This is a genomic window from Mesorhizobium delmotii (assembly GCF_900149755.1).
In the GTDB taxonomy this organism is placed as follows: domain Bacteria; phylum Pseudomonadota; class Alphaproteobacteria; order Rhizobiales; family Rhizobiaceae; genus Mesorhizobium; species Mesorhizobium delmotii.
The window spans coordinates 1,223,180-1,245,719 of the sequence record NZ_FUIG01000013.1 but is presented as its reverse complement, the minus strand read 5'-3'; the positions used below and the strand labels follow the sequence as shown (position 1 = coordinate 1,245,719).

General features: G+C 62.1%; 24 protein-coding genes. 18 read left to right on the top strand and 6 right to left on the bottom strand.

Going from position 1 to position 22,540, the window contains the following annotated elements:
• The first annotated feature begins 59 nt into the window (after positions 1–59).
• Both BQ8482_RS07435 and BQ8482_RS07430 read left to right on the top strand, forming a co-directional pair.
• Positions 60–743, top strand: coding sequence for a TetR/AcrR family transcriptional regulator (locus BQ8482_RS07435; RefSeq protein WP_123146871.1), 684 nt, complete (start codon positions 60–62; stop codon positions 741–743).
• A gap of 3 nt (positions 744–746) precedes the next feature.
• On the top strand, positions 747–1,055 hold the full coding sequence (locus BQ8482_RS07430; RefSeq protein ID WP_123146870.1) for a DUF3861 domain-containing protein: 309 nt from the start codon (positions 747–749) through the stop codon (positions 1,053–1,055).
• A gap of 6 nt (positions 1,056–1,061) precedes the next feature.
• Here the strand turns inward: BQ8482_RS07430 and BQ8482_RS07425 are convergent, their stop codons facing one another.
• Complete coding sequence (locus tag BQ8482_RS07425) at positions 1,062–2,750, bottom strand: adenylate/guanylate cyclase domain-containing protein (protein ID WP_123146869.1); 1,689 nt, start codon at positions 2,748–2,750, stop codon at positions 1,062–1,064.
• A 324-nt stretch (positions 2,751–3,074) separates the two neighbouring features.
• Positions 3,075–4,184, bottom strand: a complete 1,110-nt coding sequence (locus tag BQ8482_RS07420) for an alcohol dehydrogenase catalytic domain-containing protein (protein ID WP_123146868.1) — start codon at positions 4,182–4,184, stop codon at positions 3,075–3,077.
• A gap of 221 nt (positions 4,185–4,405) precedes the next feature.
• On the opposite strand from BQ8482_RS07420, the gene BQ8482_RS07415 reads away from it, so the two are divergent.
• The 3 genes from BQ8482_RS07415 (at position 4,406) to BQ8482_RS07405 (ending at position 6,389) form a co-directional block, all read left to right on the top strand.
• The gene (locus tag BQ8482_RS07415) at positions 4,406–5,335 is read left to right on the top strand and encodes an ABC transporter substrate-binding protein (protein WP_123146867.1); all 930 of its coding nucleotides are present in this window, start codon (positions 4,406–4,408) and stop codon (positions 5,333–5,335) included.
• A gap of 15 nt (positions 5,336–5,350) precedes the next feature.
• Positions 5,351–5,707 carry a DoxX family protein gene (locus BQ8482_RS07410; RefSeq protein WP_123146866.1) on the top strand — a complete coding sequence of 119 codons (357 nt, stop codon included), beginning with the start codon at positions 5,351–5,353 and terminating at the stop codon, positions 5,705–5,707.
• A 64-nt stretch (positions 5,708–5,771) separates the two neighbouring features.
• Complete coding sequence (locus tag BQ8482_RS07405; protein ID WP_123146865.1) at positions 5,772–6,389, top strand: TetR/AcrR family transcriptional regulator; 618 nt, start codon at positions 5,772–5,774, stop codon at positions 6,387–6,389.
• 174 nt (positions 6,390–6,563) lie between these two features.
• Here BQ8482_RS07405 and BQ8482_RS07400 read toward each other — a convergent pair whose 3' ends face one another.
• The 3 genes from BQ8482_RS07400 to BQ8482_RS07390 all read right to left on the bottom strand — a co-directional run bounded on the left by BQ8482_RS07400 (position 6,564) and on the right by BQ8482_RS07390 (position 9,245).
• Positions 6,564–7,586, bottom strand: coding sequence for an amidohydrolase family protein (locus tag BQ8482_RS07400; RefSeq protein WP_123146864.1), 1,023 nt, complete (start codon positions 7,584–7,586; stop codon positions 6,564–6,566).
• A gap of 113 nt (positions 7,587–7,699) precedes the next feature.
• Positions 7,700–8,116, bottom strand: a complete 417-nt coding sequence (locus tag BQ8482_RS07395) for a DoxX family protein (protein WP_123146863.1) — start codon at positions 8,114–8,116, stop codon at positions 7,700–7,702.
• Between the two features lie 58 nt (positions 8,117–8,174).
• Positions 8,175–9,245 carry a cytochrome P450 gene (locus BQ8482_RS07390; RefSeq protein ID WP_244602650.1) on the bottom strand — a complete coding sequence of 357 codons (1,071 nt, stop codon included), beginning with the start codon at positions 9,243–9,245 and terminating at the stop codon, positions 8,175–8,177.
• Positions 9,246–9,641: 396 nt separating this feature from the next.
• Between BQ8482_RS07390 and BQ8482_RS07385 the strand changes: the two genes are divergently transcribed.
• The 9 genes from BQ8482_RS07385 (at position 9,642) to BQ8482_RS07345 (ending at position 17,353) form a co-directional block, all read left to right on the top strand.
• Positions 9,642–10,433, top strand: a complete 792-nt coding sequence (locus BQ8482_RS07385) for an ABC transporter ATP-binding protein (protein ID WP_123146861.1) — start codon at positions 9,642–9,644, stop codon at positions 10,431–10,433.
• Positions 10,430–11,140, top strand: a complete 711-nt coding sequence (locus BQ8482_RS07380; protein ID WP_123146860.1) for an ABC transporter ATP-binding protein — start codon at positions 10,430–10,432, stop codon at positions 11,138–11,140. The genes BQ8482_RS07385 and BQ8482_RS07380 overlap by 4 nt, the downstream gene beginning before the upstream one ends.
• A gap of 2 nt (positions 11,141–11,142) precedes the next feature.
• On the top strand, positions 11,143–12,024 hold the full coding sequence (locus tag BQ8482_RS07375; RefSeq protein ID WP_123146859.1) for a branched-chain amino acid ABC transporter permease: 882 nt from the start codon (positions 11,143–11,145) through the stop codon (positions 12,022–12,024).
• The gene (locus BQ8482_RS07370) at positions 12,021–13,022 is read left to right on the top strand and encodes a branched-chain amino acid ABC transporter permease (protein WP_123146858.1); all 1,002 of its coding nucleotides are present in this window, start codon (positions 12,021–12,023) and stop codon (positions 13,020–13,022) included. Before BQ8482_RS07375 ends, BQ8482_RS07370 begins: the two co-directional genes overlap by 4 nt.
• A 13-nt stretch (positions 13,023–13,035) precedes the next feature.
• Complete coding sequence (locus BQ8482_RS07365; protein ID WP_123146857.1) at positions 13,036–14,274, top strand: ABC transporter substrate-binding protein; 1,239 nt, start codon at positions 13,036–13,038, stop codon at positions 14,272–14,274.
• A gap of 198 nt (positions 14,275–14,472) precedes the next feature.
• On the top strand, positions 14,473–15,147 hold the full coding sequence (locus BQ8482_RS07360) for a 4-carboxy-4-hydroxy-2-oxoadipate aldolase/oxaloacetate decarboxylase (protein WP_123146856.1): 675 nt from the start codon (positions 14,473–14,475) through the stop codon (positions 15,145–15,147).
• Positions 15,137–15,694: a cupin domain-containing protein gene (locus BQ8482_RS07355; RefSeq protein ID WP_123146855.1), complete on the top strand. Its 558-nt coding sequence runs from the start codon at positions 15,137–15,139 to the stop codon at positions 15,692–15,694. The genes BQ8482_RS07360 and BQ8482_RS07355 overlap by 11 nt, the downstream gene beginning before the upstream one ends.
• Positions 15,695–15,765: 71 nt before the next feature.
• Positions 15,766–17,022, top strand: a complete 1,257-nt coding sequence (locus BQ8482_RS07350; RefSeq protein WP_123146854.1) for an NAD(P)/FAD-dependent oxidoreductase — start codon at positions 15,766–15,768, stop codon at positions 17,020–17,022.
• 13 nt (positions 17,023–17,035) lie between these two features.
• The gene (locus BQ8482_RS07345; RefSeq protein WP_123146853.1) at positions 17,036–17,353 is read left to right on the top strand and encodes a 2Fe-2S iron-sulfur cluster-binding protein; all 318 of its coding nucleotides are present in this window, start codon (positions 17,036–17,038) and stop codon (positions 17,351–17,353) included.
• A 246-nt stretch (positions 17,354–17,599) separates the two neighbouring features.
• Here the strand turns inward: BQ8482_RS07345 and BQ8482_RS07340 are convergent, their stop codons facing one another.
• Complete coding sequence (locus tag BQ8482_RS07340) at positions 17,600–18,286, bottom strand: GntR family transcriptional regulator (protein WP_123146852.1); 687 nt, start codon at positions 18,284–18,286, stop codon at positions 17,600–17,602.
• 299 nt (positions 18,287–18,585) lie between these two features.
• Here BQ8482_RS07340 and BQ8482_RS07335 point away from each other — a divergent pair, with 299 nt between their 5' ends.
• Genes BQ8482_RS07335 through biuH form a run of 4 tightly spaced genes read left to right on the top strand, consistent with a single transcriptional unit; the run spans position 18,586 to position 22,531 of the window.
• The gene (locus BQ8482_RS07335) at positions 18,586–19,713 is read left to right on the top strand and encodes a BMP family ABC transporter substrate-binding protein (RefSeq protein ID WP_123146851.1); all 1,128 of its coding nucleotides are present in this window, start codon (positions 18,586–18,588) and stop codon (positions 19,711–19,713) included.
• A 58-nt stretch (positions 19,714–19,771) separates the two neighbouring features.
• Entirely contained in the window at positions 19,772–20,878 is a 1,107-nt protein-coding gene (locus BQ8482_RS07330) for an ABC transporter permease (RefSeq protein ID WP_244602703.1), read from the top strand.
• A complete protein-coding gene (locus BQ8482_RS07325) occupies positions 20,878–21,804 on the top strand; it encodes an ABC transporter permease (protein ID WP_077381542.1) in 927 nt (308 codons plus the stop codon). Before BQ8482_RS07330 ends, BQ8482_RS07325 begins: the two co-directional genes overlap by 1 nt.
• Before the next feature lie 25 nt (positions 21,805–21,829).
• The gene (gene biuH / locus BQ8482_RS07320; protein ID WP_123146849.1) at positions 21,830–22,531 is read left to right on the top strand and encodes a biuret amidohydrolase; all 702 of its coding nucleotides are present in this window, start codon (positions 21,830–21,832) and stop codon (positions 22,529–22,531) included.
• The last annotated feature ends 9 nt before the right edge of the window (positions 22,532–22,540 follow it).

The following is a 22,540-nucleotide window of genomic DNA, read 5'->3' as shown; positions in this document are numbered from 1 at the left end:
TTACGCATCTCTGCTCACCTGCGTTGAACGCGTCTGCCCGCCAGCCGGATTGTGAATCCATGCAAGATGCCGCTCAAAAGCCAGCCCGCACCGCAGCCGCAGGCAGGCATCCGCCACGCGCGCGAAAGTCCATCGGCGCGGTGCGGAGCCCTGAAACGCATCGGGCGATTCTCGCCGCCGCAGCCGATATCCTCGATGAGGTGGGATATACCGGCTTCAGCATGGAGGCACTTGCCAGGCGGGCGAATTCGAGCAAGCCCACGATCTATCGCTGGTGGCGCAACAAGGCGGCGCTGATCATGGAGGTCTATGAAGATGCCAACGAAGCGGCGCTGGCGGGAACCGACACCGGCTCGCTACGCGGCGATCTGATCTCGAGGCTTCGCGGGCTCTGGACGTGGTGGGACGACAGCTGGGCCGGCGAGGCGCTGCGCAGTGTCATCGCGGAGGCCCAACTGGACGCAGCCACTCTGGATGAGTTGCGAAACAGGTTCATACCCCGCCGGAGCGCGTTTGTGCGGCTCGTGTTCGACCGCGCGGTCGCCCGGGGCGAGCTTCGCGACGGTCCTGGCGTGGATATCGCCGTCGCTCAATTGGTGGCCATGAGTTGGTTCCATCTTTTGACCAGGCGACTGGGCGAACGAGAGGCGATCGAGCCGCATGTCGACGCGGTGTTGAAGGGGCTCGATGCGGACAAGGCATATCGCCGCCCCGTGAAGCAGAAACCAGTCAGAGGAACGTGATAAATGGCGTCAGTCGGCTATACCTATGAAGTGTCTCTCAACCTCCTGCGCGGCCGGGACGGACTACCGCCGCGCGAGCCCGCGGAACTCAGTTTCCAGCATGTGAACCATGACGACATTATCGCCATCGTCGAACGCATCGGGGCCAGTTCCGGCCTTGGACCCGACGCCGCAGCGGCGGTAGCGGTGGGGTTGAAGCTGCTCAGCGAAGTGATGCTCCGGGAAAAGACCAATGCGCTATTCGACCCGCTTCGGGGCGCCATGCGCGAGTTCATCGTCCAGCTGAAGAATTTGCCCGCGCCGGGCGCGTAAGAAACATCAGGCGGGCACGACCGCGCCTGGTGGCAGGACGCGAACGCGCAACGGCTTGGCGCGCCCGCGGATCTCCAGTTCGCGCAGCTCGAATCCGGAGAAATCGAGCCTTGAGCGTCGCGCCGCTGCTTCCGAAATCACGATCTCGGCATCGAGATCCTTGGCCGCGCTCTCAAGGCGACTTCCGATGTTGACGGTGTCGCCGACGGCAGTCAGGCCGATTGCCGCGCCGTAGCCCATGGAGCCTACAATCGCAGGGCCGACATGGATGCCGATCGCTACCTTGAGCTGCCCCTGCAACTCGCCCGACAGCTCCTCGCCGAGCTGATGCACATTGGCAAGGATCGCGCGCGCGGCGGCGAGAGCCTGCCTGCAGGCCATGTCGGGCGAGTTCTCGAGCCCAAAGATGGCGAGCGCCCCGTCGCCGATGAACTTATCGACCCGCCCGCCGGCGGTTTCGACGGCCTCGCCTATAATCGCGAAATAGCGGTTGAGCAGGAATACGACGTCGTAAGGCAGGCGGCGGTCGGAAAGGGCGGTAAAGCCGCGCATGTCGCAGAACATCACCGCGAGCACCTGCTCGTGCCCAGGATCGGCGGATGGCATCGAAAGAGGTCTTTCGCTCCGTCGCGAGGGCGCAAGCAATGGAGAGACGACAAGGCCGCGGACGGGCCGCAACTGACAAGCGAGCCGCACATCCTCGCCCGCGCCGATCCTGCGCAAGGTCTCGGTTTCGATTGGCCCGGGGGCGGTCTGCCCGGACAGGCCTTCGATCACGCAGACCCGGCAGGTCGAGCAGCGGCCGCGGCCGCCGCACACGGCGTAATGGGGTATCCCGCCAAGCCGGCTTGCCTCGAGCACGCTGTAACCTTTCGGCACCCGCACGCGGTGGCCGTCAGCGTAGCGGATTTCGATGAGGCTACGTCGTTCGAGCCGGTCACGCACGACGCGCGCCGCCAGAACCGTCGCGACGAGCGCCGTAAAGCCGAGATAAATGGCGCGGTCGATGCGGCCCTGAGTGTTGGCGGTCGCCGCGGCAATGTTTGGGTCCATGAAGGATGAAGGCCGCTCCATCGCTGAAACTTCCTGACCGGCATGGGCGAAGCCGAGCAGAGCGAGCGTCGGAACCAGCACCGCCGCGATCAGCAGCCAAGGCGCCGCCCGCGGATACCAACGGCGGTAGCGAAGCCAGAAAAATAGACCGAGGCAGCCATGCGTCCAGATCACCAACAGCGCTATTGTTTGGCGAGCGCCGGCCAATGGATGCGAGATCCATAGCGCGCGCACCACCGCTTCATAGGTGTGATCGATTTCAAACAGCTCATCGAGAACACGGGTGCCGACGACATGCTCGACGATCAGTAGCGGAATCGTCAGGCCCAACAGGATTTGCGCCAGTTCGCGCGCCGGCATTGCAAGCGTACGCCGCCTGTAAAGCGCGGCAAGCGTCAGAGCCACGTGAACCAGGACCGAGCCGTAGAGGAGAGCCGTGCCGAGCGGGTTGCGCCAGACGGCCAGAAATAAGGGCCGGGCTTCCTCGGCAGCTTTGAGGGAGATGAGGTTGAGTGCGTGGTTGCCCAGGTGCATCGTCAGGAAAACCATCAGAACGAGACCCGACGCGAGCCGGGCCCTGCGCAGAAGGAGATCGAAACTTCCACTGGAGGTTTGCAAATGCGGACTGGCGTTTTCGATCATCTCTGGAGTGCCTTGGCTGTTCGCGCACGGCAGATTCTTTCATCACTCCAGTCGCGCGCCTGCTGTCAATGAGTGGCACGACAATTCAGCGCGGCAGCTTGACCGCTTGGCCGACAGGATCTATGGCCCGACGGCGGAGAGAAACGGCAGATCTACAGCCCATTCGTGGCTCAGGCTTGGGTTTCCGAGCGGATCCACGACAGCGCAACAAATGTGGAATGGCAGGACGGCCGCTTGCGCATGCACGGCGAGCGTTCCGGGCGTCCATGCTACCGGAGGGTCAAAGGCCGCCGAAATATGGCGGCCTTTGACAAGCACGTTCCCTCAGGGTTCGATCAGATAACTGGTGAAGCCGCCGCGCCCGCTCGAGATGCCGGAAATGGCCTCATTGATCCTTTCCAAAGGCGAGACCTCGTATTCGAGTATGGAAAGATCGATGGTTCCGCTGCGAACCATTTCGGCTATCTCGTAGCCTTCGGCGGTGGTGAACCAGACGGAACCGATAAATTCCATCTGCTCGTCCATGAGCCACTTGACGTCAATCGGCAGCTTGCCCACGGTGCCGCCGATGTTCACGATGCGCCCTCCCCGCTTTACGGCATGCATCGCATCGTCCAGGACTTCCAGCGAAGCGACCGCGCCCAGCGTGTCGAGCATCAGATTACAACCCTCGCCGTTCGTCCGGGACCGGACCCACTCGGAGATCGAACCGTTATCGGTCGAAAAGACTTCGATCCGGTGGGGCGCCAGCGCCTTGACGCGCTCGAGCAGAGCCATGTTTCGGCCGATGCCGAATATGCGCGTCACTCCCATTGCAAGGGCAAAAAGCAGCGCGCCGAGACCGAGGGTTCCGGAGCAGCCGTTGATCAGCATGGACTTGCCGGAAACCACGCCGCATTTTTTTAACGCGGAATAGGCGGTTCCCATGTAGCCGAGGCGCGTGGCCTGATGGAAGGTCATGTTGTCGGGGATCTTCACGATCGCATATTGCGGCGCTCGCATATACTCACAGAAGCCGCCATGCGGGTACATGTCGTAGAGAGTCTGGGAGTTTTCCTGAAATCCGAAATAACCATTGAACGTGAAGTGTCCGCACTTGGTTCTTTGGCCTGAATGGCAGGCGGGGCATGCGCCGCAGGAACGGACCGGGCTCACATAGACCCTGTCCCCTGGCGACAGGCCGATCACCTGATCGCCTACCTCCGAAATGACGCCTGCCGGGTCCAGCCCAAAAATTGCGGGCAACTGGGGGAGCGGCAGGTGCGGACACCAGCTGGGCCAGTTTGCGAGCACGTTGCCGAGGTTCGGAACCATTCCACAGGCCTTGATCTCGACGACGACGTCTGTGCCGCGGGCTGTCGGCAACTCCACCCTGTCTATCGTCATCGGCTGTCCAACGGCATGCATTCGCGCCGCGCGCATCCATTCGGTCACGTTCTCTCTCCCTTTCCTCCACTCGGCACGCCGAGTTGCGTTTCCTCTTGACGTTCGTGTCGGTCTGTAGATACTAACTGGTATCTGAAATTGCAATATGCGATTTCCAGGAAGTTTCGACCGGCCACGTTTCTGGCAAGGCTGGATCAGGACATCAGCGCTAAAGGCCGCGGCGTCGCGGCGTCAGGGTGCTTGCGCGCCTTGGAATTGGGAGGATTGAAATGATCAAAGAGCAGACCAGGCAGGACACCGCATTGAAGGAAATTGTGCTGGCGGGCGGAGCCCTCGGCTTCAACTGGCTTCCGGTCTATGTCGCGGAAAGGCAGGGCATCTTTGCCAGGCACGGCCTAAAGGTTTCCCTGAAGAGAACCGGCAGCGTTGAGAAGGCAACCTCGGCTGTGAAAGCAGGCGGGGCAGACCTGGCCATCACGCCGCCCGAAGGTGCCATTTCCGACACGGTCGCGGGCGGCTCTCTTTTCATTCTCGCCGGCAATGTAAACCGCCTGCCGCTGACGCTGATCGCCAATCCGCGCTTCAAGACCATCGAGGAATTAAGGGGGAAACGCCTTGGAACATCCTCCATGACCGAAGGCACCGCCATCTACACTCGAGAAATGCTTTCGCGCCATGGCCTCAACTATCCCGGCGACTACGAGTTCTCGGTCGTGGGAGTACACCCGGCCCGGTGGAAGGCACTGCAGGAAGGGACAATCGATGCCGCCGTGCAGCTCGCGCCGCTGAATTTCATCGGCGTGGACGCCGGTTATACCGACCTTGGCGAAGTCAGCGATTACATTCCGCACATCGCCTTCACCGCACTCATTGGCGATCGCGACTGGGCCCGGAGCCATAGGAGCGAGGTGTTGGCGCTGCTCGCAAGTCTGCGTGAAGCGACGGAATTGCTGTACGACGCCTCGAATGATGCGACCATCGCGCGCCCCATCGTCATGGAGGTCGTGCAGACGGACGAAATTTATGCGCAACGCTCTCTCGACTATATGCGTGGAAAAGCCGTCTTCGCCCGGTCTCTCGAAATTCCACAGGGCGCCTTTGCTACCACATTGGATTTGATGATCAAGGCTGGTCTTCTCAAGGCCAGTCAACGGGATCTGGCGGCGGCCACCTTCGACGACAGCTTCATCAACGCCTAGCTGGAGCGACTTCAAATGGAGCTTCTACTGGAGCCGATGGCTGCCCTTCAAATACTCTGCGGCGTTTGGTTTCTCCCGCATTGCTTGGGGAAGATGAGAAATATCGGACCGGCTTCGGCGACTTTTGCCAAGGCCGGTTTTCATCCTGCTCGCTTGTTCGTGATAGCCACGATCATCGTCGAGCTGATCGCGGGCGCTGGCCTGGTCTTGAACATTTACCCCAGGCTGGCCGCGGCGCTGGCGGTTTGGGTGCTGCTGGGGGCGAGCTACGCGGTCGTCAAGATAAACGGCTGGAATTGGCGGTGGCAGAAACAGGGCCCCGAATTCATGGTGTTCTGGGCCGCGGTCTGCGTCCTTTCAACACTTGATTAACGACGGTCAAGTTACAAGATACGCCTCGGTATCCAAATTCGTTGTCAAGCGGGGAGAAGGAAGAATGGCTCGGCTGACACGCGAACAGAGTCAGGCGCAGACGCGGGCACGACTGCTTGCGTCCGCGCGCGAGGTTGTGGCCCGCGATGGATATGAAGGAGCGACCGTCGAGCGCATCGCCGAGGAAGCAGGCTATAGCAAGGGCGCTTTCTATTCCAACTTTGTGGGTAAGGAAGACATCTTCCTGTATCTGCTGGAGACCCATTCTGGGGAGGACGTCGTAGAGCTTCAGAAGCTCTTGGGGGGCATCAGCGACGGACGCGCGCTGATCAGGGAACTCAGCGAATGGTCAAACGAACGGGCTTCGGATCCGAGCCTGGGCATGCTTGCCCTCGAGCTGTTCCGGCGTGCCCGGCGCGACGCGACTTTCGGGGAGCGCCACTCCAATCTGTTCCGCGCGCAGTGGGAAGGGCTCGGAAAGATACTGCTGCGGCTTTTCCCGGAAGGAAAGGCGCCGGCTGAGCCCGTGACGCTTGGCGGAATAGTGTTCGAGCTGACTTATGGGGCAGCGTCGAGTTTCACGAACGGCCCTTCGGTTGGCGAACTGGTCAATGTGGCGCTCACCTCGATGTATGAGGCCTACGGCGTCGATCGGAAAGAAAAGGTATCGAAGAACCTGTAGCACGCGCGCGTCGTGAGCGTTGCGGGTAGTTGGATGCCGACCACGGAAAACTTCGACCGCTGCCCTTTACCGCCATCAGCAGCGTCTTGACTGGTAGGGTCAAGTCGCCGGTAGCCACCACTTACAGGAGTTGTTTTCGGCCAGTCGCACCAGCTCGGGGCCAAACCCGGAGGATCAAGAACCACCTGTACCGAGCAGGGTGTTCAGTCGCGGATAAACGCGGCGCGCATTGCCCTCGAAGACCTTAAACCTCGCCTCGTCGGACAGCGGGAGCGTGTCGATATAGCGCTTCGTGTCGTCGAACGAATACTGCGTCTCCGGGTCTATGCCGCGCACGGCCCCGAACATTTCCGATCCAAACAGAATATTGTCGATGTCGGTAACCCTGAAGAGCAGGTCGATGCCGGCTTGGTGGTAAACGCAGGTATCGAAAAAGACATTGCTCATCAGATGTTGGCGCAATTCCGGCTTCTGCAGCATCGCGGCAAGTCCGCGATAACGCCCCCAATGATAAGGCACCGCACCGCCGCCATGGGGAATCACGAGCCGCAGGGTAGGAAAATCGCGGAACAGATCGCCCTGCAGAAGCTGCATGAACGCTGTCGTATCGGCATTGATGTAGTGCGCGCCGGTTGTGTGGAAACAGGCGTTGCATGACCCGGAGACATGGATCATGGCGGGCACGTCGAGTTCCACGAGCTTCTCGTAGAACGGATACCACGACCGATCGGTCAGCGGCGGGGCTGTCCAATGCCCACCCGAAGGGTCGGGATTGAGATTGCAACCGACAAAGCCGAGCCCGGTGACGCAACGCTCGAGTTCATCAATGGCGTTGGCGATCGAAACGCCGGGCGACTGCGGCAACTGGCAGACCCCCACGAAATTTTGGGGGAAGAGGGTCGTGATGCGCGCGATCAGATCGTTGGAAAGCTGCGCCCATTCCAGGCTGATCGCTTCATCCCCGATGTGATGCCCCATGCCCGCGGCGCGTGGGGAGAAGATGGTGAGATCCGCCCCGCGTTCTCGCTGCAGCCGAAGCTGGTTGCCGATGATCGTTTCCTTGATTTCGTCATCGCTGATGCTCGAATAGGCCGGTTTGCCGCGCGCGCGGTTGTCCGCATATTCTATCTGTGCTTTCCGGAAGGTATGGTGAGCTTCCGGTTCCGTCGTGTAGTGGCCGTGACAATCAATGATCATAGCTTATCTCCTTTCGACGCGGCGACAGTGGCTGCCGCCGGCCAGCTCGCTGCCGCGAGAATATTGTGGGTCCCGCGCGCCTGGTGCGCACGCAGCCAACCAATCCCAGGAAGCTATTCGCGGACGGGGTTCGCGAGGGTAGGACGAAGCGCCAAGGCCCCGTCGCCGGCCAGCGCAATCGTAAACAGTGCTGCGATCCACAAAGCGAGAAACTCCCACCCGCCGTTGGGGTTGGTGAAAAAGAAGCCGGCCGATCCGTGGACCGTGGCAATTGCCCCAAGCAGGATCGGAACAAGCGCCAAGGCGGCGGCGCGCGCGAAGAATCCCAATACCAGCGCGATGCCTCCAGCCAATTCGACTGCAATGGTCAGATATGCGAGCGCCGGCGGCAGCCCGAGGCTCGCGAAAAACTGCGCCGTGCCCGCGGGCGTGAAGACAAACAGCTTCAAAGCCCCGTGCGCGAGGAACAGCAGCCCAACTGTCACGCGCAATGCAAGGATGGCGTAAGGCGCCGTGCGAAGGTCGATCATGTCATCTCCAATGTCTTAGGTTGTGGTCGCCAGTCTTGGCTTGACCTCATGGTTACGTTTACGCGTCCCACAGCGCGGGAAGATCCATGACGCCGCGGAAACGCCAGCCCTTGATCTGGACTTCTCGTTCAGTACTCAGCCGCAAATTTTTAAGAGACTTGAAGGCTTCCTCCAGGGCGATCTTTCCGATCGCCCTGGTCAGGAAGATGCCCGAGCAGAAATGCGGCCGATATCCAAATGCGACGTGCTGCTTTCGAGGGCGATCAAGCTGAAAAAGCTCAGGATCGATGTAGCGCTTTTCGTCTCGGTTGGCTGAAGCGAGAATGATGGCGACGGAAGCCCCCTTCGGTAGGGTCGTTCCCGCCAGCTCGAATTCCTGGGCGGCCAGCCGCGGCGTTACTCCGATCGGCGCGATCCACCGCAATCCTTCGTCAAAGGCGCGCTGTGCGAGACCATGCGGGTCGGCTGCCACCGCCCGCGCCTGGTTCTCGTCAAGAAGAAGGCCGTAGGCCGCGTTCGCCGCGCCGTGTCCGGGCTCCTGCAATCCTCCGAGCAGGATCACGCGCATCGTCGGCATGATCTCCTCAAAAGTGCGGGCTTTGCCTTTCGGCATGCCGCTATGAACCACGTGGGAGATCAGCGTCCTGTCAGGGTTGCTCGTGACACGCTCGACGATCGGCCGCAGGACCGCGTCGATTTCCATACGCGCATTGTCACACGCGGCCCAGATGGCGGGATCGTTCGTAACGTTCTGCAAACCACCGTTCAGCGAGTGGAACCACCTGGTGAGTGTGTCGTCGTCGACTTCTTCCAGGCCGATGACAGTCGCGATCGTGCGGACGCTGATCGGCTCGAAGAGTTCGCTCGTCAGGTTCGCCGAACCCTTTGAAAGAATGACATCGATGTAACGCAGCACGATCGGGCGGGCGAGGCCGTCCACATAGCCGGCCACCGATTCCATCGTGAGGTTGGCGTCGATCCCCTGCCGCAGGCAGGCATGATCTTCACCCGACATGGTCAAAACGTTCGGCATGCCCATGACGCGGGCTTCTGGCCTATCGTGGCTGCCGGAAGGGCCGAAAAGGGCCTCCTTGGCTCCAACCGTCTGGCAATCCTCCCAGCGCGTCACCAGCCACTCCTGCGTGCTGTCGAAAAGGCATATGGGAGCCTCGCGCCGCAAACGGGCATAGACCGGGTAAGGATCTCGATAGAGGTTCCCACCCGTCAAATCGCTTTGGCCTGCATTCATCTCTTTTCCTCCTCCTCGCGGCCGCGGATGCCAAGCGACACCCGTCCAGCCCTGCTCCCATTCAGATGTCACGGCGGGAGTCCTCGCCCCGTGCATCCGCCGAATACCCGGCTCCGAAGCCTGCCAATTTTCCGATTCGCTAAAGCCGGAGTTGACATACCATCTGGATTTCAGATACTATACGGTATCTTGATGAGACGATGCTGTCAACATGCGGTTTGAGGAGAGCGCGACAGTAGCGGGAAGCAGGCCTTCGACAGGCCGAGGGAGGAGAGGATGGCTGTGCAGGCCGCAGAGGAAAACAGCCCCGTGCTTGCCGTCGACAAAGTCGACGTCCGGTTTGGCGGTATTCATGCGCTGCGAGGCGTCTCGCTCAATGTGCGCGAGGGCGAAATCTGCGGGCTGATCGGCCCCAATGGCGCCGGCAAGACCACGCTTTTCAACTGCATCACCCGGCTGAACACCGTGACGGCGGGCGCCATCCGCCTCAACGGCCAGGCGCTCGAGCCGCTGCCTCCCCGTCAGATCATCCGGATGGGGATCGCCCGGACGTTTCAGAATCTCGGGATCTACGCAGGCATGACAGTGCTCGAAAACGTCATGCTGGGCGCTCACCACTTCAGTGGCGGGCGCTTCATTGACGCTTTGTTGCGTCCTGGGCGCTCGCGGCGGATCGAGCAGGAGCTTAAGGCGCGGTGCGCAGACGTTCTCGCCGATCTAGGTCTCGGCGACGTTGCAAACGTGCTCGCCGGGTCCCTGCCCTATGCGACCCAGAAACGCATAGAGATAGCCCGCGCCCTGGCATCCCGACCCGCTCTGCTCCTGCTCGACGAGCCGGCCGGCGGGCTCACGCACGGTGAGGTGGCGGAGTTCGGCGACATGGTTGCCCGCGTCCGGGAAACTTACGGCGTGACTGTCCTCCTGATCGAACACCATATGGGCCTTGTCATGGGATTGTGCGACCGCGTCGAGGTCTTCCATCTGGGCCAAAATCTCGCGAGCGGGAAACCAGAGGAAGTGAGGGCCAACCCGGCCGTCATCAACGCCTATCTGGGAAAATCCCGATGACCATTCTTACCGTCCAGGGGCTTCATGCCGGGTATGGCGTAGCGGATGTTCTGCGCAACATCGATTTCGCTGTCGAGCGGGGAACGATCGTGGCACTGCTCGGCGCCAATGGAGCCGGCAAGACAACGACGCTGCGTGCCTTGTCCGGGCTGATCCCGTCGCGGGGCGTCATTAAATTCGCCGGCACGGATTTGCGTCAGTGCAGCGCAGCCCGGCGCGTGGAGCTCGGACTTGCGCATGTTCCCCAGGGGCGTGGCACCTTTGCCGAGTTCACCGTCGAAGAGAACCTGGCCGCAGGAGCGTATACCGCGGGTAGCAAGCGGCAGATCGCCCAGGACATGGAGCGCTGGTACGAGGCCTTTCCTCGCCTGGCGGAGCGCCGCCGGCAGCTTGCCGGCAGCCTCAGCGGCGGCGAACAACAGATGCTGGCGTTGGCGCGCGCGCTCATGTCGCGACCGAAGCTTCTGCTGTGCGACGAGCCATCCCTTGGTCTCGCACCAGCCATAACCCAGGAAATCTTCGAGATATTCCGGCAGCTCAATCAGGAGCACGGCATGACGCTGCTGATCGTCGAGCAGAATGCGGACCTCACGCTCCAGTTTGCGGACACCGCCTATGTGATGGAAGCCGGTGAGATAACGCTCAACGGCAAGGCAAGCGATCTCCTGAGCGACGAGGCCGTGCAACAATCCTACCTGGGGGTTTGAGAGTGGAACTCTTTTTCCAACTGATCATCGACGGCCTTGCTTCCGGCGCCATCTATGCGTCTCTTGCGCTTGCCCTCGTACTGATATTCCGCGCCACCCACATCGTGAATTTCGGCCAGGGCGAGATGGCGACGTTCTCCGCCTATTGCGCATGGCAGCTCTGCGAATGGGGCGTTCCGATACCGCTCTCCTTCGTGGTAGTCGGGGCCGCTTCGTTCTTGCTCGGAATATTCGTCTTCCGCGCGGTGGTCAGGCCGATCTCGAAAGCTCCGGTCGAAGCAATCGTCGTGGTGACCCTCGGGCTCTTCGTATCGTTTCAGGCGCTGTGTCTATGGGTGTGGGGGGCCGATCAGCGGGCCTTTCCATCAATGTTCCCTAGCGACGGCTGGGACATCCTTGGGGTCCGCGTGACGGCGAGCGTTCTCGGGATACTGCTGGTCCTGGGCTGCCTCGCGGCGGCTATCGGCGGGATCTTCCGCCTCACACGTCTTGGGCTCGCCATGCGTGCGTCGGCCTACAGCAGCGAAAAGAGCCTTCTGGTCGGCATTCCGGTCGAAAAGATGCTCATGCTTGGCTGGGGCTTCGCGGCCACAATCGGGTTCATAGCCGCTGTACTCGTTGGCCCACGACTTTTCTTGAGCCCGACAATGATGATGTCGATCCTGCTCTACGCGCTGGCCTCCGCGACCCTTGGGGGCTGGGACAGCCCGCTAGGGGCCGTGCTCGGTGGGTTGCTCGTCGGGGTCGCGGAAAGCCTGGGCGCTACATTCCTTCCCTTCATCGGCGCGGATCTGCGCGTTGTCATTCCGATCGCCGTCACGCTGGCGATCCTTCTCGTTCGACCTGCCGGTCTCTTCGGCACGGCCACGGTGGTGAAAGTATGAGCTACATCCCGAAATCATGGTCTGCGCCTGCGGCGTTGGTCGTTGCCGCGGCCCTTTTAATCCCGATTTTCGCACCAGACTTCATGCTGTTCGAGTTCAGTATCGCCGTCTCGTATGGCATCGCGGTCCTCGGTCTCAACCTGCTGCTCGGTTTCAGCGGCCAAATCTGCCTCGCCCAGGGAGCGCTGTTCGGGATCGGCGCCTATACGACCGCCATCCTCAATGTGAGCTTCGGAATGGACCCGCTCCTGACTCTGCCTTTCGCGGCGATCGTCACCAGCTTGACCGGTGTCTTGATCGGTCTTCCCGCGCTTCGCCTGCAGGGATTGCAGCTTGCGATCGTCACATTTGGCGTGGCGAGCGCCTTTCCGCAACTGCTCCTGAAGGCAGACGGGATCACTGGCGGCGTCACCGGACTTGCCACCGATCAGCCGATGGCGCCCCAGTGGTTCCCCGGCAGCCTGGAACTCTGGCTGTATGGTCTCTCGCTTGTCTGCGCCGCGGTGTCGGTCTTGCTGTTCAGCCGGCTGCTGCGCGGCGATACGGGCCGCCTTATGCGGGCCCTGCGCGACAACCCACTGATCGCCGAGGCGCTGGGCGTCAGTCTGACCAAGGCGCGGCTCGCGGCCTTCGCCGCAAGCTCGGCGCTGGCAGGGCTTGGCGGCGGCTTGTTCTGCATCCTGAATGGATTCATCAGCCCGCAGTCTTTCCTGCCGATGAAATCGATCGACATCCTGATCGGGGGCGTCGTCGGCGGCATCACCAGCATGGCAGGGGCATTCATCGGCGCGGTCTTCATCGTCTTCGTGCCTGGTTGGACGACCGACATCAACCCCGCCCTTGGCGGCCTGATCTACGGACTCTGTCTCATCGGCATGATGATAGTGGCCCGGAAGGGCATCGCCGGGGTTCCGATCGGAGACGGCCTGAAGGCGTTGCGTCGCCGGATCAATAAAAGACGTCAATCACGAGTTCCCGGCATCTTGCCCGGACAATAGGGAGGAGAATGATATGCAATCGCTTACACGACCCAAAATCGCGCTCGCGATGCAGGCGCTCGTCGTCACGGCCTTCGCCGCAGCGCCAGCACTTGCCCAGGATACGTCGCCGGGGATCGCGAACGATACGGTGAAAATCGGCATATCTGGGCCGTTGACCGGCCCGGTGGCCGCTCTTGGCGCGATCGCCGATGGCATACGTACGCGGATCGATCCGATCAACTCTGCCGGCGGCATCAAGATGGCCGACGGCAAGACGCGCAAGATCGAACTCCTCGTCGAAGACGATGGTCTCGATCCGCAGCGCACTTTGACGAACGCTCGCAAGCTCGTCGAGAAAGAAGAAGTCTTTGCCCTGGTGGCGACGGCGGGCACGCCGAACAACCAGGCCATCGGCCGCTATACAACCCAGCGGGGCGTCCCGAACCTCTTCATGTATTCCGGCGTTCATGAACTTGCCGGACCGGAATGGGAGATGGGCTTCGTTCCGTCCTTTACGACCGAAGCCGCGATTTTTGCGAAGTATCTGCTCGACAACATGCCGCAAGCGAAGATCGCGCTCCTTTTCCTCAATACCGAAACGGGGCAGACTTTCCAGTCGGCCTTGGAAGGCGCGATCAGCGGTTCGAATGTCTCCATCGTGGCGGCCCAACCGGTGACCTCGGCCGATCCTACGGTCGAGACGCAGCTCTCCACCCTGAAGGCGTCCGGCGCCGATACGCTCGTCGTCATCACCGGCCCCAAGCAGGGCGCCGAAGCCGTGCGCTTCGCAACCGAAAGCGGCTGGAAACCGACGACGCTCGTCTCCAACATCGCGGCCTCGATCGCTTCGCTGAAGCCGGCGGGCCTTGAAAACGCCAAGGGCGTCATCACCAGCCAATTTCTGAAACAGGTGAATGCCACAGCGCCCGGCGACGATGAGGGCGTACAGCGCTACCTCGCCGACCATGCCGCCGCCCAATCAAAGTTCTCGACCGATGATGCGCTCGGTCAGTCCGGCTACGCCATCGGCGACGCGCTGGTCAAAGTGCTCGAATCCATGAAGGCGCCCACTCGCGAAGCAGTGATGGAGGCCGCTCGCAACCTCGATCACGTCCAACTGGATCTGCTGCTGCCAGGTATCGCCCTGACTACAAAGAGCGGCGAAGACGTTTATCCGATCGAATCGCTCCAACTCTTCCAGTTCGATGGCACAGCCTATCAGCCGCTCGGCGAAGCCATTTCCTTTGAAGGCAAGACCCCGAAGCATTGATCGAACAAGAAATCGAAGACGTGTGATCGGGGCGCAGCGATGCGCCCCGTTCCGTTCCGCCTTAGTCCAAAGATGCCATTTCACTGTTGACATTCCGAATAGAATTTGGATACTATCTGGTATCTAAGATGGTGTCCGAGGAGTCGTCGAGAGGGTCGGCAGCGGCCGCCACAGAATGGTGACGAGGGAGGAGTTTCCATGGCGAAAGTGGTGAGAAACGTGAGGCGGACCGATGACGACATCGTCCGAGGCCTCGGCGAGATCGGCGTCGCCACCGTGCATGAGGCGCAGGGAAGAAAGGGGCTTCTCGGCTCCCATCTGCGTCCGATCTTTCGCCCCGCGAAAATTGCCGGCAATGCGCTGACCTGCGAAGTGGCTCCAGGCGACAACTGGATGATCCACGTTGCACTCGCAGAGGCCCGGCTGGGCGACATTCTCGTCGTTACCCCGACCTCGCCGTGCGACGACGGTTATTTCGGCGATCTGCTGGCGACCTCGGCGGCCGCCCGCGGCATCCGCGGTCTCGTCATCGACGCGGGGGTCCGCGACATCGCCACACTTACCGAGATGGGATTTCCAGTCTGGTCGAAGTCGGTTTCCGCGCAAGGAACCGTGAAGGAGACATTGGCGGACGTGCAGGTGCCGATCGTTTGCGCCGGATGCCTCGTTAGGCCGGGAGATGTCATCGTCGCCGATGACGATGGTGTCTGTGTGGTGTCTGCAGAGACCGCCGCGGAAGTGTTGGAGAAGGCGCGCCACCGGGAACGGATGGAGGAAGAGAAGCGCCAGCGCTATGCGGCCGGGGAACTCAGCCTCGACGTGAACGCGATGCGCCACAAGCTGCTCGAGGAGGGGCTGGTCTATGTCGACTGATTTGAGCGCCAGATTGCCACGCCGCGTGGTGACCGGCATCCGGGACGGCAAGTCCGTTTTCGTGAGCGATGGCGAGGTTCCGAACGCGCATCTGCACCAGTCGGTGCCGGGCTTCATGACCTCCGTATGTTGGGCAACGACGATGCAGTTGAGCCTGCCGCTCGATGGCTCGGACCCCACCTTGCCGCCGATCATGATTCCCCCCGCCCGGGGCGAAACGCGTCTGATGATCGTGCGCTTTCCTCCCGATACCGTCATGGCCAGCGCGTCCTTCGATCCGGTTGCCGCCGATGCGGAGCAGCGCCAGCACCTTCCCGGGCTCGCCGAACTGTTCGAGCCGCACGCTCCGGGCATGCACACGACGGATACCGTCGACTACGACATCGTGCTCGACGGCGAGATCTGGCTGGAACTCGACGACGGTGCGGAGATCTATCTTCGGCAGGGCGATGTCGCCATCCAGTGCGGTACCCGCCACGCATGGCGTAACAAGAGCACTACCCCGGTGACAATGGCCTTTGTCCTCGTCGGCGCGACGCGGTCCTGAGGCTTGAGTCGCCGGCGAACTCCGAACGACGACCTGATGTTCATGAGATTGCGCCGAGTGGGAGAAGCGCGATGAGAAATTACGATTGTCTTATCGTAGGCAGCGGACATGGCGGCGTACAGGCAGCCGTCGCCCTGCGGCAGCATCGCTTTTCCGGGTCGATTGGCCTTGTAAGCGACGACCCGGATCTACCTTATGAGCGCCCACCGCTGTCCAAGGACTATCTCTCCGGCGCCAAAGCTTTTGAGCGGATTATGATCCGGCCGCCTGACTTCTGGGCCGCCCGCAATATCGACCTCTTGCTCGGAAACGAGGTGACCAGGCTCGATGTGCGGAACAAGCGCGTCTCTTGCGCGGACGAAACGGCGTTCGGTTACGGCCACCTCATCTGGTCCGCCGGTGGACGGCCCCGGAAGATGACCTGTGCCGGTCACAACCTTCGCGGCATCCATTCCGTGCGCAGCCGGAAGAATGTCGACGGGATCATGGACGAACTTGCCGGCATTCGGCGCGTGGTCGTCATTGGCGGCGGCTATATCGGGCTCGAGGCGGCCGCCGTTCTGAGCAAGCTCGGAAAGGCAGTCGTCGTCCTGGAAGCCATGAACAGGGTACTCGCCCGCGTGGCTGCCGAACCTCTCTCGCGCTTCTATGAAAAAGAGCATGGCGATCACGGCATCGACATCCGGCTGGAAACCAACGTCGAGAGCTTCGTTGGGCGTGATGGTCGCCTCGCCGGGGTACGGTTGACCAATGGCGAGACCCTGCCCGCGGACATGGCCATCGTGGGTATCGGCATCCTGCCCTGCGTCGAACCCCTGATCGCGGCCGGCGCCACGGGAAGCAACGGCGTGGATGTCGACGATCATTGCCGGACCAGCCTGCCGGAAGTCTTCGCGATCGGGGACTGCGCACGCGTAACCGTCGGCCATGGGCTCAGGATCGAGTCGGTTCAGAATGCAACCGACCAGGCCACCGCTGTGGCGAAGACCCTTTGCGGCCAGCCGACGCCCTTTGGCGCCGTGCCCTGGTTCTGGTCGAACCAATACGATCTCCGCCTGCAGACTGTCGGTCTGTCGAGCGGTTACGACGAGGCCATCATCCGGGGAAATCCGGCCGAGAGAAAGTTCACCGTCGTCTATCTTCGTGACGGAGCGGTGATCGCGCTCGACTGCGTGAATTCCACGAAGGACTACGTCGAAGGACGCGTTCTGGTGGAGCGGCGCGCGCGCATTGGCGCGGACATGCTGGCTGACAGCAGCATCACTTTGAAATCGATGATGAACGGATGCGTTGACGCGGCCGCTTCGGCAGTGCGCGGCAAGGTGTGACTGGGAGGTCAAAATGTCTACGTTTACCGTGGTTACCCGGACGGGCCAGATCATGCCTATCGAGGGTCGGGACGGTGTCTCGGTCATGGAACATATCCGGGACGCCGGTTTGGACGAACTGCTCGCACTATGCGGCGGCTGCTGTTCCTGCGCCACATGTCATATCTACGTCGATGGAGAGGTGAATGACCGTCTGCCGCCATTGTCGGTCGATGAAGACGAACTGCTCGACAGCTCTGATCACCGTAGGGCCCAATCGCGCCTTTCCTGCCAGGTTCGCTTCAAGCCGGAACTCGTGGGAATGATCGTGACTTTGGCGCCGGAGGACTGATTGCTGTCGAGCCAAGCACGGCAAGATCCGTCATCGCGGCACCTCGGCCTGCGGCGTTCCACGAGCATGGCTGCGTACTCGTTTCCCATTTCGCGCATAGTGGCTCCGACGCCGTCATCCGAACCAGCGTCGGCATGCCGATGGTCCGCAATCTGATGATTCCGGACCACTGCATCGCCGCACGTAACGTCGCAGTTGGGTCAAAACGGTATTCCGTTTCGGGTACCACGCGTCAGGTTTTGTCCACTAGGAAGACACTCCGATCGAATCCGCCGCCGGTTTCATCGGGTCAACCGCGGCAAAGACTGCGCTCGCCTCGCTGACGATGGAAACGTGATCCTTGGCTGCATGCCCTGCGGCAGCGCTGTCGCCGCGCATGATCGCGGTAACGATGACGTCATGCTCCTGCCAGGATTTGGCCAGGCGGCCCGGCAGCATGAATTGCGCGCGCCGGAACGGCGCGAGCCGGCTGCGTGTCATGACGGTCAGTTCATAGATGTGCTTGCTGTGCGCGCCGCGATAGAGCCGGGTGTGGAACTCGGTGTTGAAATACTCGTAGTCCTCCTCCGCACCCAACTGCACAAGGCGCGCCGATGCCTGGTGCTCGATTTCGAGCGCGCGGCGTTCGCCGGCGGTCATGCGCTCGGCCGAGAACCGCGCGCAGATCGCTTCAAGCTCGGCCATGCTCTCGAACATCGAGGCAAGATGCTCCTGCGTCACCACGGCGACGGTGGCGCCGCGGTTGGGCCGCCTTTCGACCAACCCCATGGCGCTCAGCCGGCCAAGCGCCTCCCTGACTGGGGTGCGCGACACATCGAAACGGGCAGCCAGCGAGGCCTCGTCGAGCTTTTCGCCGGGGCGCAGGAAGCCGGTGACGATCCGGTCACCGATCGCCCTCACCATCTGATCGACGGTCGTGCCCGACCTGATCAAGCTGCGCTTCCCCGACAATTCTCCTCCGTCCAGTCTTTTTCGCGGCCGTGCGGCAAGTGGCTCGCCGGAAGTTTCGACTCGGGCGCGCCCTCTATGCCTTTATTTTAATCTAGATGTCAAACTGGCTAAATGAAAGGCAAAAAGTGTATGCAATTGCCTTTCGCTTGAGCACGGCAAATCGGCACGTCAACTGATTTAACTGGATAAATTCCGGCTTTTGAACTGGCACAGCGATTGCATGCACTTTTACGAGAAGGGGAATTAATCGACCCGGAAAGGGTCCAACAGGGAGCATTCACATGACCGAGAGATTCATGGTTAGCCGCCGCGAGCTGCTCAAGACCTCCGCCGCCGGAGCGGCGCTCGGTCTGGCCTCGGCGTCATTCCCGATCAGCAGGGCGTTCGCCGCTGCCGTCACCGTCGGCTTCATCTATGTCGGACCGAGGGACGACTACGGCTACAACCAGGCGCATGCCGAGGGTGCCGCCACATTGAAGGCCATCGAGGGCATCTCCGTGGTCGAGGAGGAGAACGTCCCCGAGACGGTCGATGTCCAGAAGACGATGGAATCGATGATCAACCTCGACGGCGCCTCGCTGATCTTCCCGACCTCCTTCGGCTATTTCGATCCGCACATGCTGGCCATGTGCGCGAAATTCCCCGACGTGCAGTTCCGCCATTGCGGCGGCATGTGGAACAAGGACAAGCATCCGATGAATGCCGGTTCCTATTTCGGCTATATCGGCATGGGCCAGTATCTCAACGGCGTCGCCGCCGGCCACGCCACCAAGACCAAGAAGATCGGCTTCGTCGCCGCAAAACCCATTCCGCAGGTCCTGCTCAACATCAATTCCTTCCTGCTCGGCGCACGCTCGGTCGACCCGACCATCACCTGCCAGGTGATCTTCACCGGCGAATGGTCGCTGGCGGTCAAGGAGGCGGAAGCCACCAATGCACTGGTCGATCAGGGTGCCGACGTCATCACCTGCCATGTCGACAGCCCGAAAGTGGTGGTCGAAACGGCGGCGGGGCGCGGCGCCTTCACCTGCGGCTACCATGCCAATCAGAGCCCGCTGGCACCCGAAAAATACCTGACCGGCGCGGAATGGAACTGGGCGAAGGTCTACAGGATGTTCGTCGACGACCTCGTGGCCGGCAAGCCGCTGCCCAATTTCACGCGCGGCGGACTGGCCGACGGCTTCGTCAAGATGAGCCCGCTCGGCCCCGCCGTCAGCGAGGCGGCGCGCGCGCAGTTCGACGGCACGCTCGCCGAAATGATGAAGGGCGGCTTTTCGGTGATCAAGGGGCCGTTGAAGAACAACAAGGGCGACGTCGTCGCAACCGAGGGCCAGACCTTCGTCGAAGCCGCGATCGAGCTGGAAAGCATGGACTATCTCGTCGAGGGTGTCGTCGGCTCGACCGCTTGAGCATGGATCGGAGACGGGGGCCATGGCAGACACCGTGAGCAGTGCGAGCGTGCCAGTGATGCTCGGCGCCCGAGGCTATCCGACGGCGCTCGAATGGATCGCCCGGCGGGCGGAAGCCTTCGTCATCCCGCTCGTGGCGCTGATCGTCGGCATGGCCCTGTTCAGCCTGTTCATCGCGCTGGTCGGCAAGTCGCCCGGGCAGCTCTATGAAATGATGTGGCGCGGCGGCTTCGGCTCATGGTTCTCGATCCAGAACTCGCTGTCGCGGGCCGCACCCTTGCTGCTTGCGGCGCTCTGCGTGGCACTGCCGGCCCGGCTCGGCCTCGTCGTCATCGGCGGCGAAGGCGCGATCGTGCTTGGCGGTGTTGCCGCGGCTGCCATGGGCGTGGCCGCCAGCGGCGCCCCCGCCTTTTTCGTTATTCTTGCCATGGGCGTGGCGGGCCTGGCCGCCGGCGGCATCTGGATCGGTGCCGTCGGCGCGCTACGCCACTACCGTGCCGTCAACGAAACCATATCGAGCCTTTTGATGGCCTATATCGCCATCGCCCTGATGAACCATCTGGTGGAAGGACCGCTGCGCGATCCCGCCTCGCTCAACAAACCGTCGACCGAGCCGTTGGCTGAGGCCTACCGCATCGGCAATATTCCGGGCATGGACGTGCATTGGGGCCTGGTCGTTGGCGTCATCGCCTGCATTCTGTCCTGGCTGCTGATCGAAAAGACCCGCTGGGGGTTCGCCGCCCGCATCGCTGGCGGCAATGTCAGGGCAGCCCAGGTGCAGGGACTTGCCGTCGGACCGCTGATCGTCGGTTTCACCGCGCTGGCCGGCGGCTTCGCCGGCCTTGCCGGCATGCTGGAGGTCGCCGCCGTGCAAGGCAGCGCCAACGCCTCGCTCGCCGCCGGCTATGGGTATACCGGTATCCTGGTCGCCTTCCTTGCCCGCCACAATCCGCTCGCCATCATCCCGGTCGCCTTCCTGCTTGGCGGCATCGACGCCTCCGGCGGGCTGATCCAGCGCCGCATGGACCTGCCCGACGCCACCGTGCTGGTGCTGCAAGGCATGCTCTTCGTCGTCATCCTGTTCAGCGAAACCTTCTACGGCCGCTTCAAGGCCTTTAATCCCGACCTCTGGCAGAGGCCCGATCTGTTGAAGGGAACTGCCTGATGGACGCGACTGAGATCGGCCTCTGGGGCGTTCCGCTCGCCATGCTCGGCGGCGCCATCCGCGTGTCGACGCCCTTCATCTTCGTGTCTCTGGGCGAAGCCATCACCGAGCGTTCGGGGCGCATCAATCTCGGTCTCGAAGGCACGCTGGTGTTCGGCGCAATGACCGCCTATGCCGTCGCGGTGATGACCGGCTCGCCATGGCTCGGTCTGCTGGCCGCCGCCGCCGCCGGTCTTTGTTTCGGCCTGTTCCACGGCTGGATCTGCAAATTCCGTGGGGTTAACGACATTGCCATCGGCATTGCGCTGATGCTGTTCGGCTCGGGTCTCGCCTTCTTCTTCGGCAAACCGTTCATCCAGCCCTCGGCGCCCGACCTGCCGGCCATCCCGTTTGGCGGCTGGTCCGACGTTCCGCAGGTGCAGGCGGCGCTCAACGTCAATGTGCTGTTCCTGATCGGCGCAGCACTTGCCGTGTTCCTGTGGTGGGCTTTCCGCAACACCCGCGCCGGCCTGATCCTGCGCGTGGTCGGCGACAGTTCCGACGCCGCGCGCGCCATGGGCCTAAACCCGAATACGGTGCGCCTCATCGCCACCGGTATCGGCGGCGCGCTGGCCGGCATCGGCGGCGCTTATCTGTCGCTCTACTATCCCGGCAGCTGGACCGAAGGCATTTCGTCGGGACAGGGGCTGATGGCGGTGGCGCTGGTCATCTTCGCGCGCTGGAACCCGCTCGGCTGCTTTGCCGCCGCGCTGCTGTTCGGCGGCGCCGGCGCGCTGGGGCCGGCGCTGCAATCGGTCGGCGTCACGCAAGGCTACTATCTGTTCTACGCCGCACCCTACATCCTCACCCTCGTCATCATGATCGCCACCTCGTCGCCGAGCCGTTCGCTGGCCGGCGCGCCGGGCGAACTGTCGATCACCAAATGACGTTTCCAGACTGGAGTTTTTCTCAATGAACGCCAGAGCCGAGGTCACGCAGCGCTACATCGATGCCGATCCCTATCCGTGGCCCTACAATGGCGAGCTTCGGCCCGACAACACGGCGCTGATCATCATCGACATGCAGACCGATTTCTGTGGGCCGGGCGGCTATGTCGATCATATGGGCTACGATCTCTCGCTGGTGCGGGCGCCGATCGAACCGATCAGATCGGTGCTGTCTGCCATGCGGGCGAAGGGCTACACCATCATTCATACGCGAGAGGGCCACCGGCCCGATCTCGCCGACCTGCCGGCCAACAAACGCTGGCGCTCGCGCCGCATCAATGCCGGCATCGGCGATCCCGGACCCTGCGGGCGCATCCTGGTGCGCGGCGAGCCGGGCTGGGACATCATCCCCGACCTTTATCCGGCCGAAGGCGAGCCGATCATCGACAAGCCGGGAAAGGGCTCGTTCTGCGCCACCGACCTGGAGCTGATCCTCAACCAGCGCGGCATCGAAAACATCGTGCTGACCGGCATCACCACCGACGTCTGCGTGCACACGACGATGCGCGAAGCCAATGACCGCGGCTTCGAATGCGTGATGCTGGAGGATTGCTGCGGGGCGACCGACTACGGCAACCATCTCGCCGCGATCAAGATGATCAAGATGCAAGGCGGCGTGTTCGGCGCGGTGTCCAATTCGGCGTCCTTCGTCGCCCAGTTGCCATGAGGGTGTCGT

What these genes read in the sequence shown, in the direction of transcription:
- BQ8482_RS07425 (WP_123146869.1), bottom strand. Translation starts at nt 2,750, where the DNA reads ATGATCGAAAACGCCAGTCCGCATTTGCAAACCTCCAGTGGAAGTTTC.
- BQ8482_RS07380 (WP_123146860.1), top strand. Translation starts at nt 10,430, where the DNA reads ATGACCATTCTTACCGTCCAGGGGCTTCATGCCGGGTATGGCGTAGCG.
- BQ8482_RS07405 (WP_123146865.1), top strand. Translation starts at nt 5,772, where the DNA reads ATGGCTCGGCTGACACGCGAACAGAGTCAGGCGCAGACGCGGGCACGA.
- BQ8482_RS07370 (WP_123146858.1), top strand. Translation starts at nt 12,021, where the DNA reads ATGAGCTACATCCCGAAATCATGGTCTGCGCCTGCGGCGTTGGTCGTT.
- biuH (WP_123146849.1), top strand. Translation starts at nt 21,830, where the DNA reads ATGAACGCCAGAGCCGAGGTCACGCAGCGCTACATCGATGCCGATCCC.
- BQ8482_RS07395 (WP_123146863.1), bottom strand. Translation starts at nt 8,116, where the DNA reads ATGATCGACCTTCGCACGGCGCCTTACGCCATCCTTGCATTGCGCGTG.
- BQ8482_RS07385 (WP_123146861.1), top strand. Translation starts at nt 9,642, where the DNA reads ATGGCTGTGCAGGCCGCAGAGGAAAACAGCCCCGTGCTTGCCGTCGAC.
- BQ8482_RS07350 (WP_123146854.1), top strand. Translation starts at nt 15,766, where the DNA reads ATGAGAAATTACGATTGTCTTATCGTAGGCAGCGGACATGGCGGCGTA.
- BQ8482_RS07345 (WP_123146853.1), top strand. Translation starts at nt 17,036, where the DNA reads ATGTCTACGTTTACCGTGGTTACCCGGACGGGCCAGATCATGCCTATC.
- BQ8482_RS07365 (WP_123146857.1), top strand. Translation starts at nt 13,036, where the DNA reads ATGCAATCGCTTACACGACCCAAAATCGCGCTCGCGATGCAGGCGCTC.
- BQ8482_RS07410 (WP_123146866.1), top strand. Translation starts at nt 5,351, where the DNA reads ATGGAGCTTCTACTGGAGCCGATGGCTGCCCTTCAAATACTCTGCGGC.
- BQ8482_RS07430 (WP_123146870.1), top strand. Translation starts at nt 747, where the DNA reads ATGGCGTCAGTCGGCTATACCTATGAAGTGTCTCTCAACCTCCTGCGC.
- BQ8482_RS07355 (WP_123146855.1), top strand. Translation starts at nt 15,137, where the DNA reads ATGTCGACTGATTTGAGCGCCAGATTGCCACGCCGCGTGGTGACCGGC.
- BQ8482_RS07335 (WP_123146851.1), top strand. Translation starts at nt 18,586, where the DNA reads ATGACCGAGAGATTCATGGTTAGCCGCCGCGAGCTGCTCAAGACCTCC.
- BQ8482_RS07435 (WP_123146871.1), top strand. Translation starts at nt 60, where the DNA reads ATGCAAGATGCCGCTCAAAAGCCAGCCCGCACCGCAGCCGCAGGCAGG.
- BQ8482_RS07325 (WP_077381542.1), top strand. Translation starts at nt 20,878, where the DNA reads ATGGACGCGACTGAGATCGGCCTCTGGGGCGTTCCGCTCGCCATGCTC.
- BQ8482_RS07360 (WP_123146856.1), top strand. Translation starts at nt 14,473, where the DNA reads ATGGCGAAAGTGGTGAGAAACGTGAGGCGGACCGATGACGACATCGTC.
- BQ8482_RS07330 (WP_244602703.1), top strand. Translation starts at nt 19,772, where the DNA reads ATGCTCGGCGCCCGAGGCTATCCGACGGCGCTCGAATGGATCGCCCGG.
- BQ8482_RS07400 (WP_123146864.1), bottom strand. Translation starts at nt 7,586, where the DNA reads ATGATCATTGATTGTCACGGCCACTACACGACGGAACCGGAAGCTCAC.
- BQ8482_RS07415 (WP_123146867.1), top strand. Translation starts at nt 4,406, where the DNA reads ATGATCAAAGAGCAGACCAGGCAGGACACCGCATTGAAGGAAATTGTG.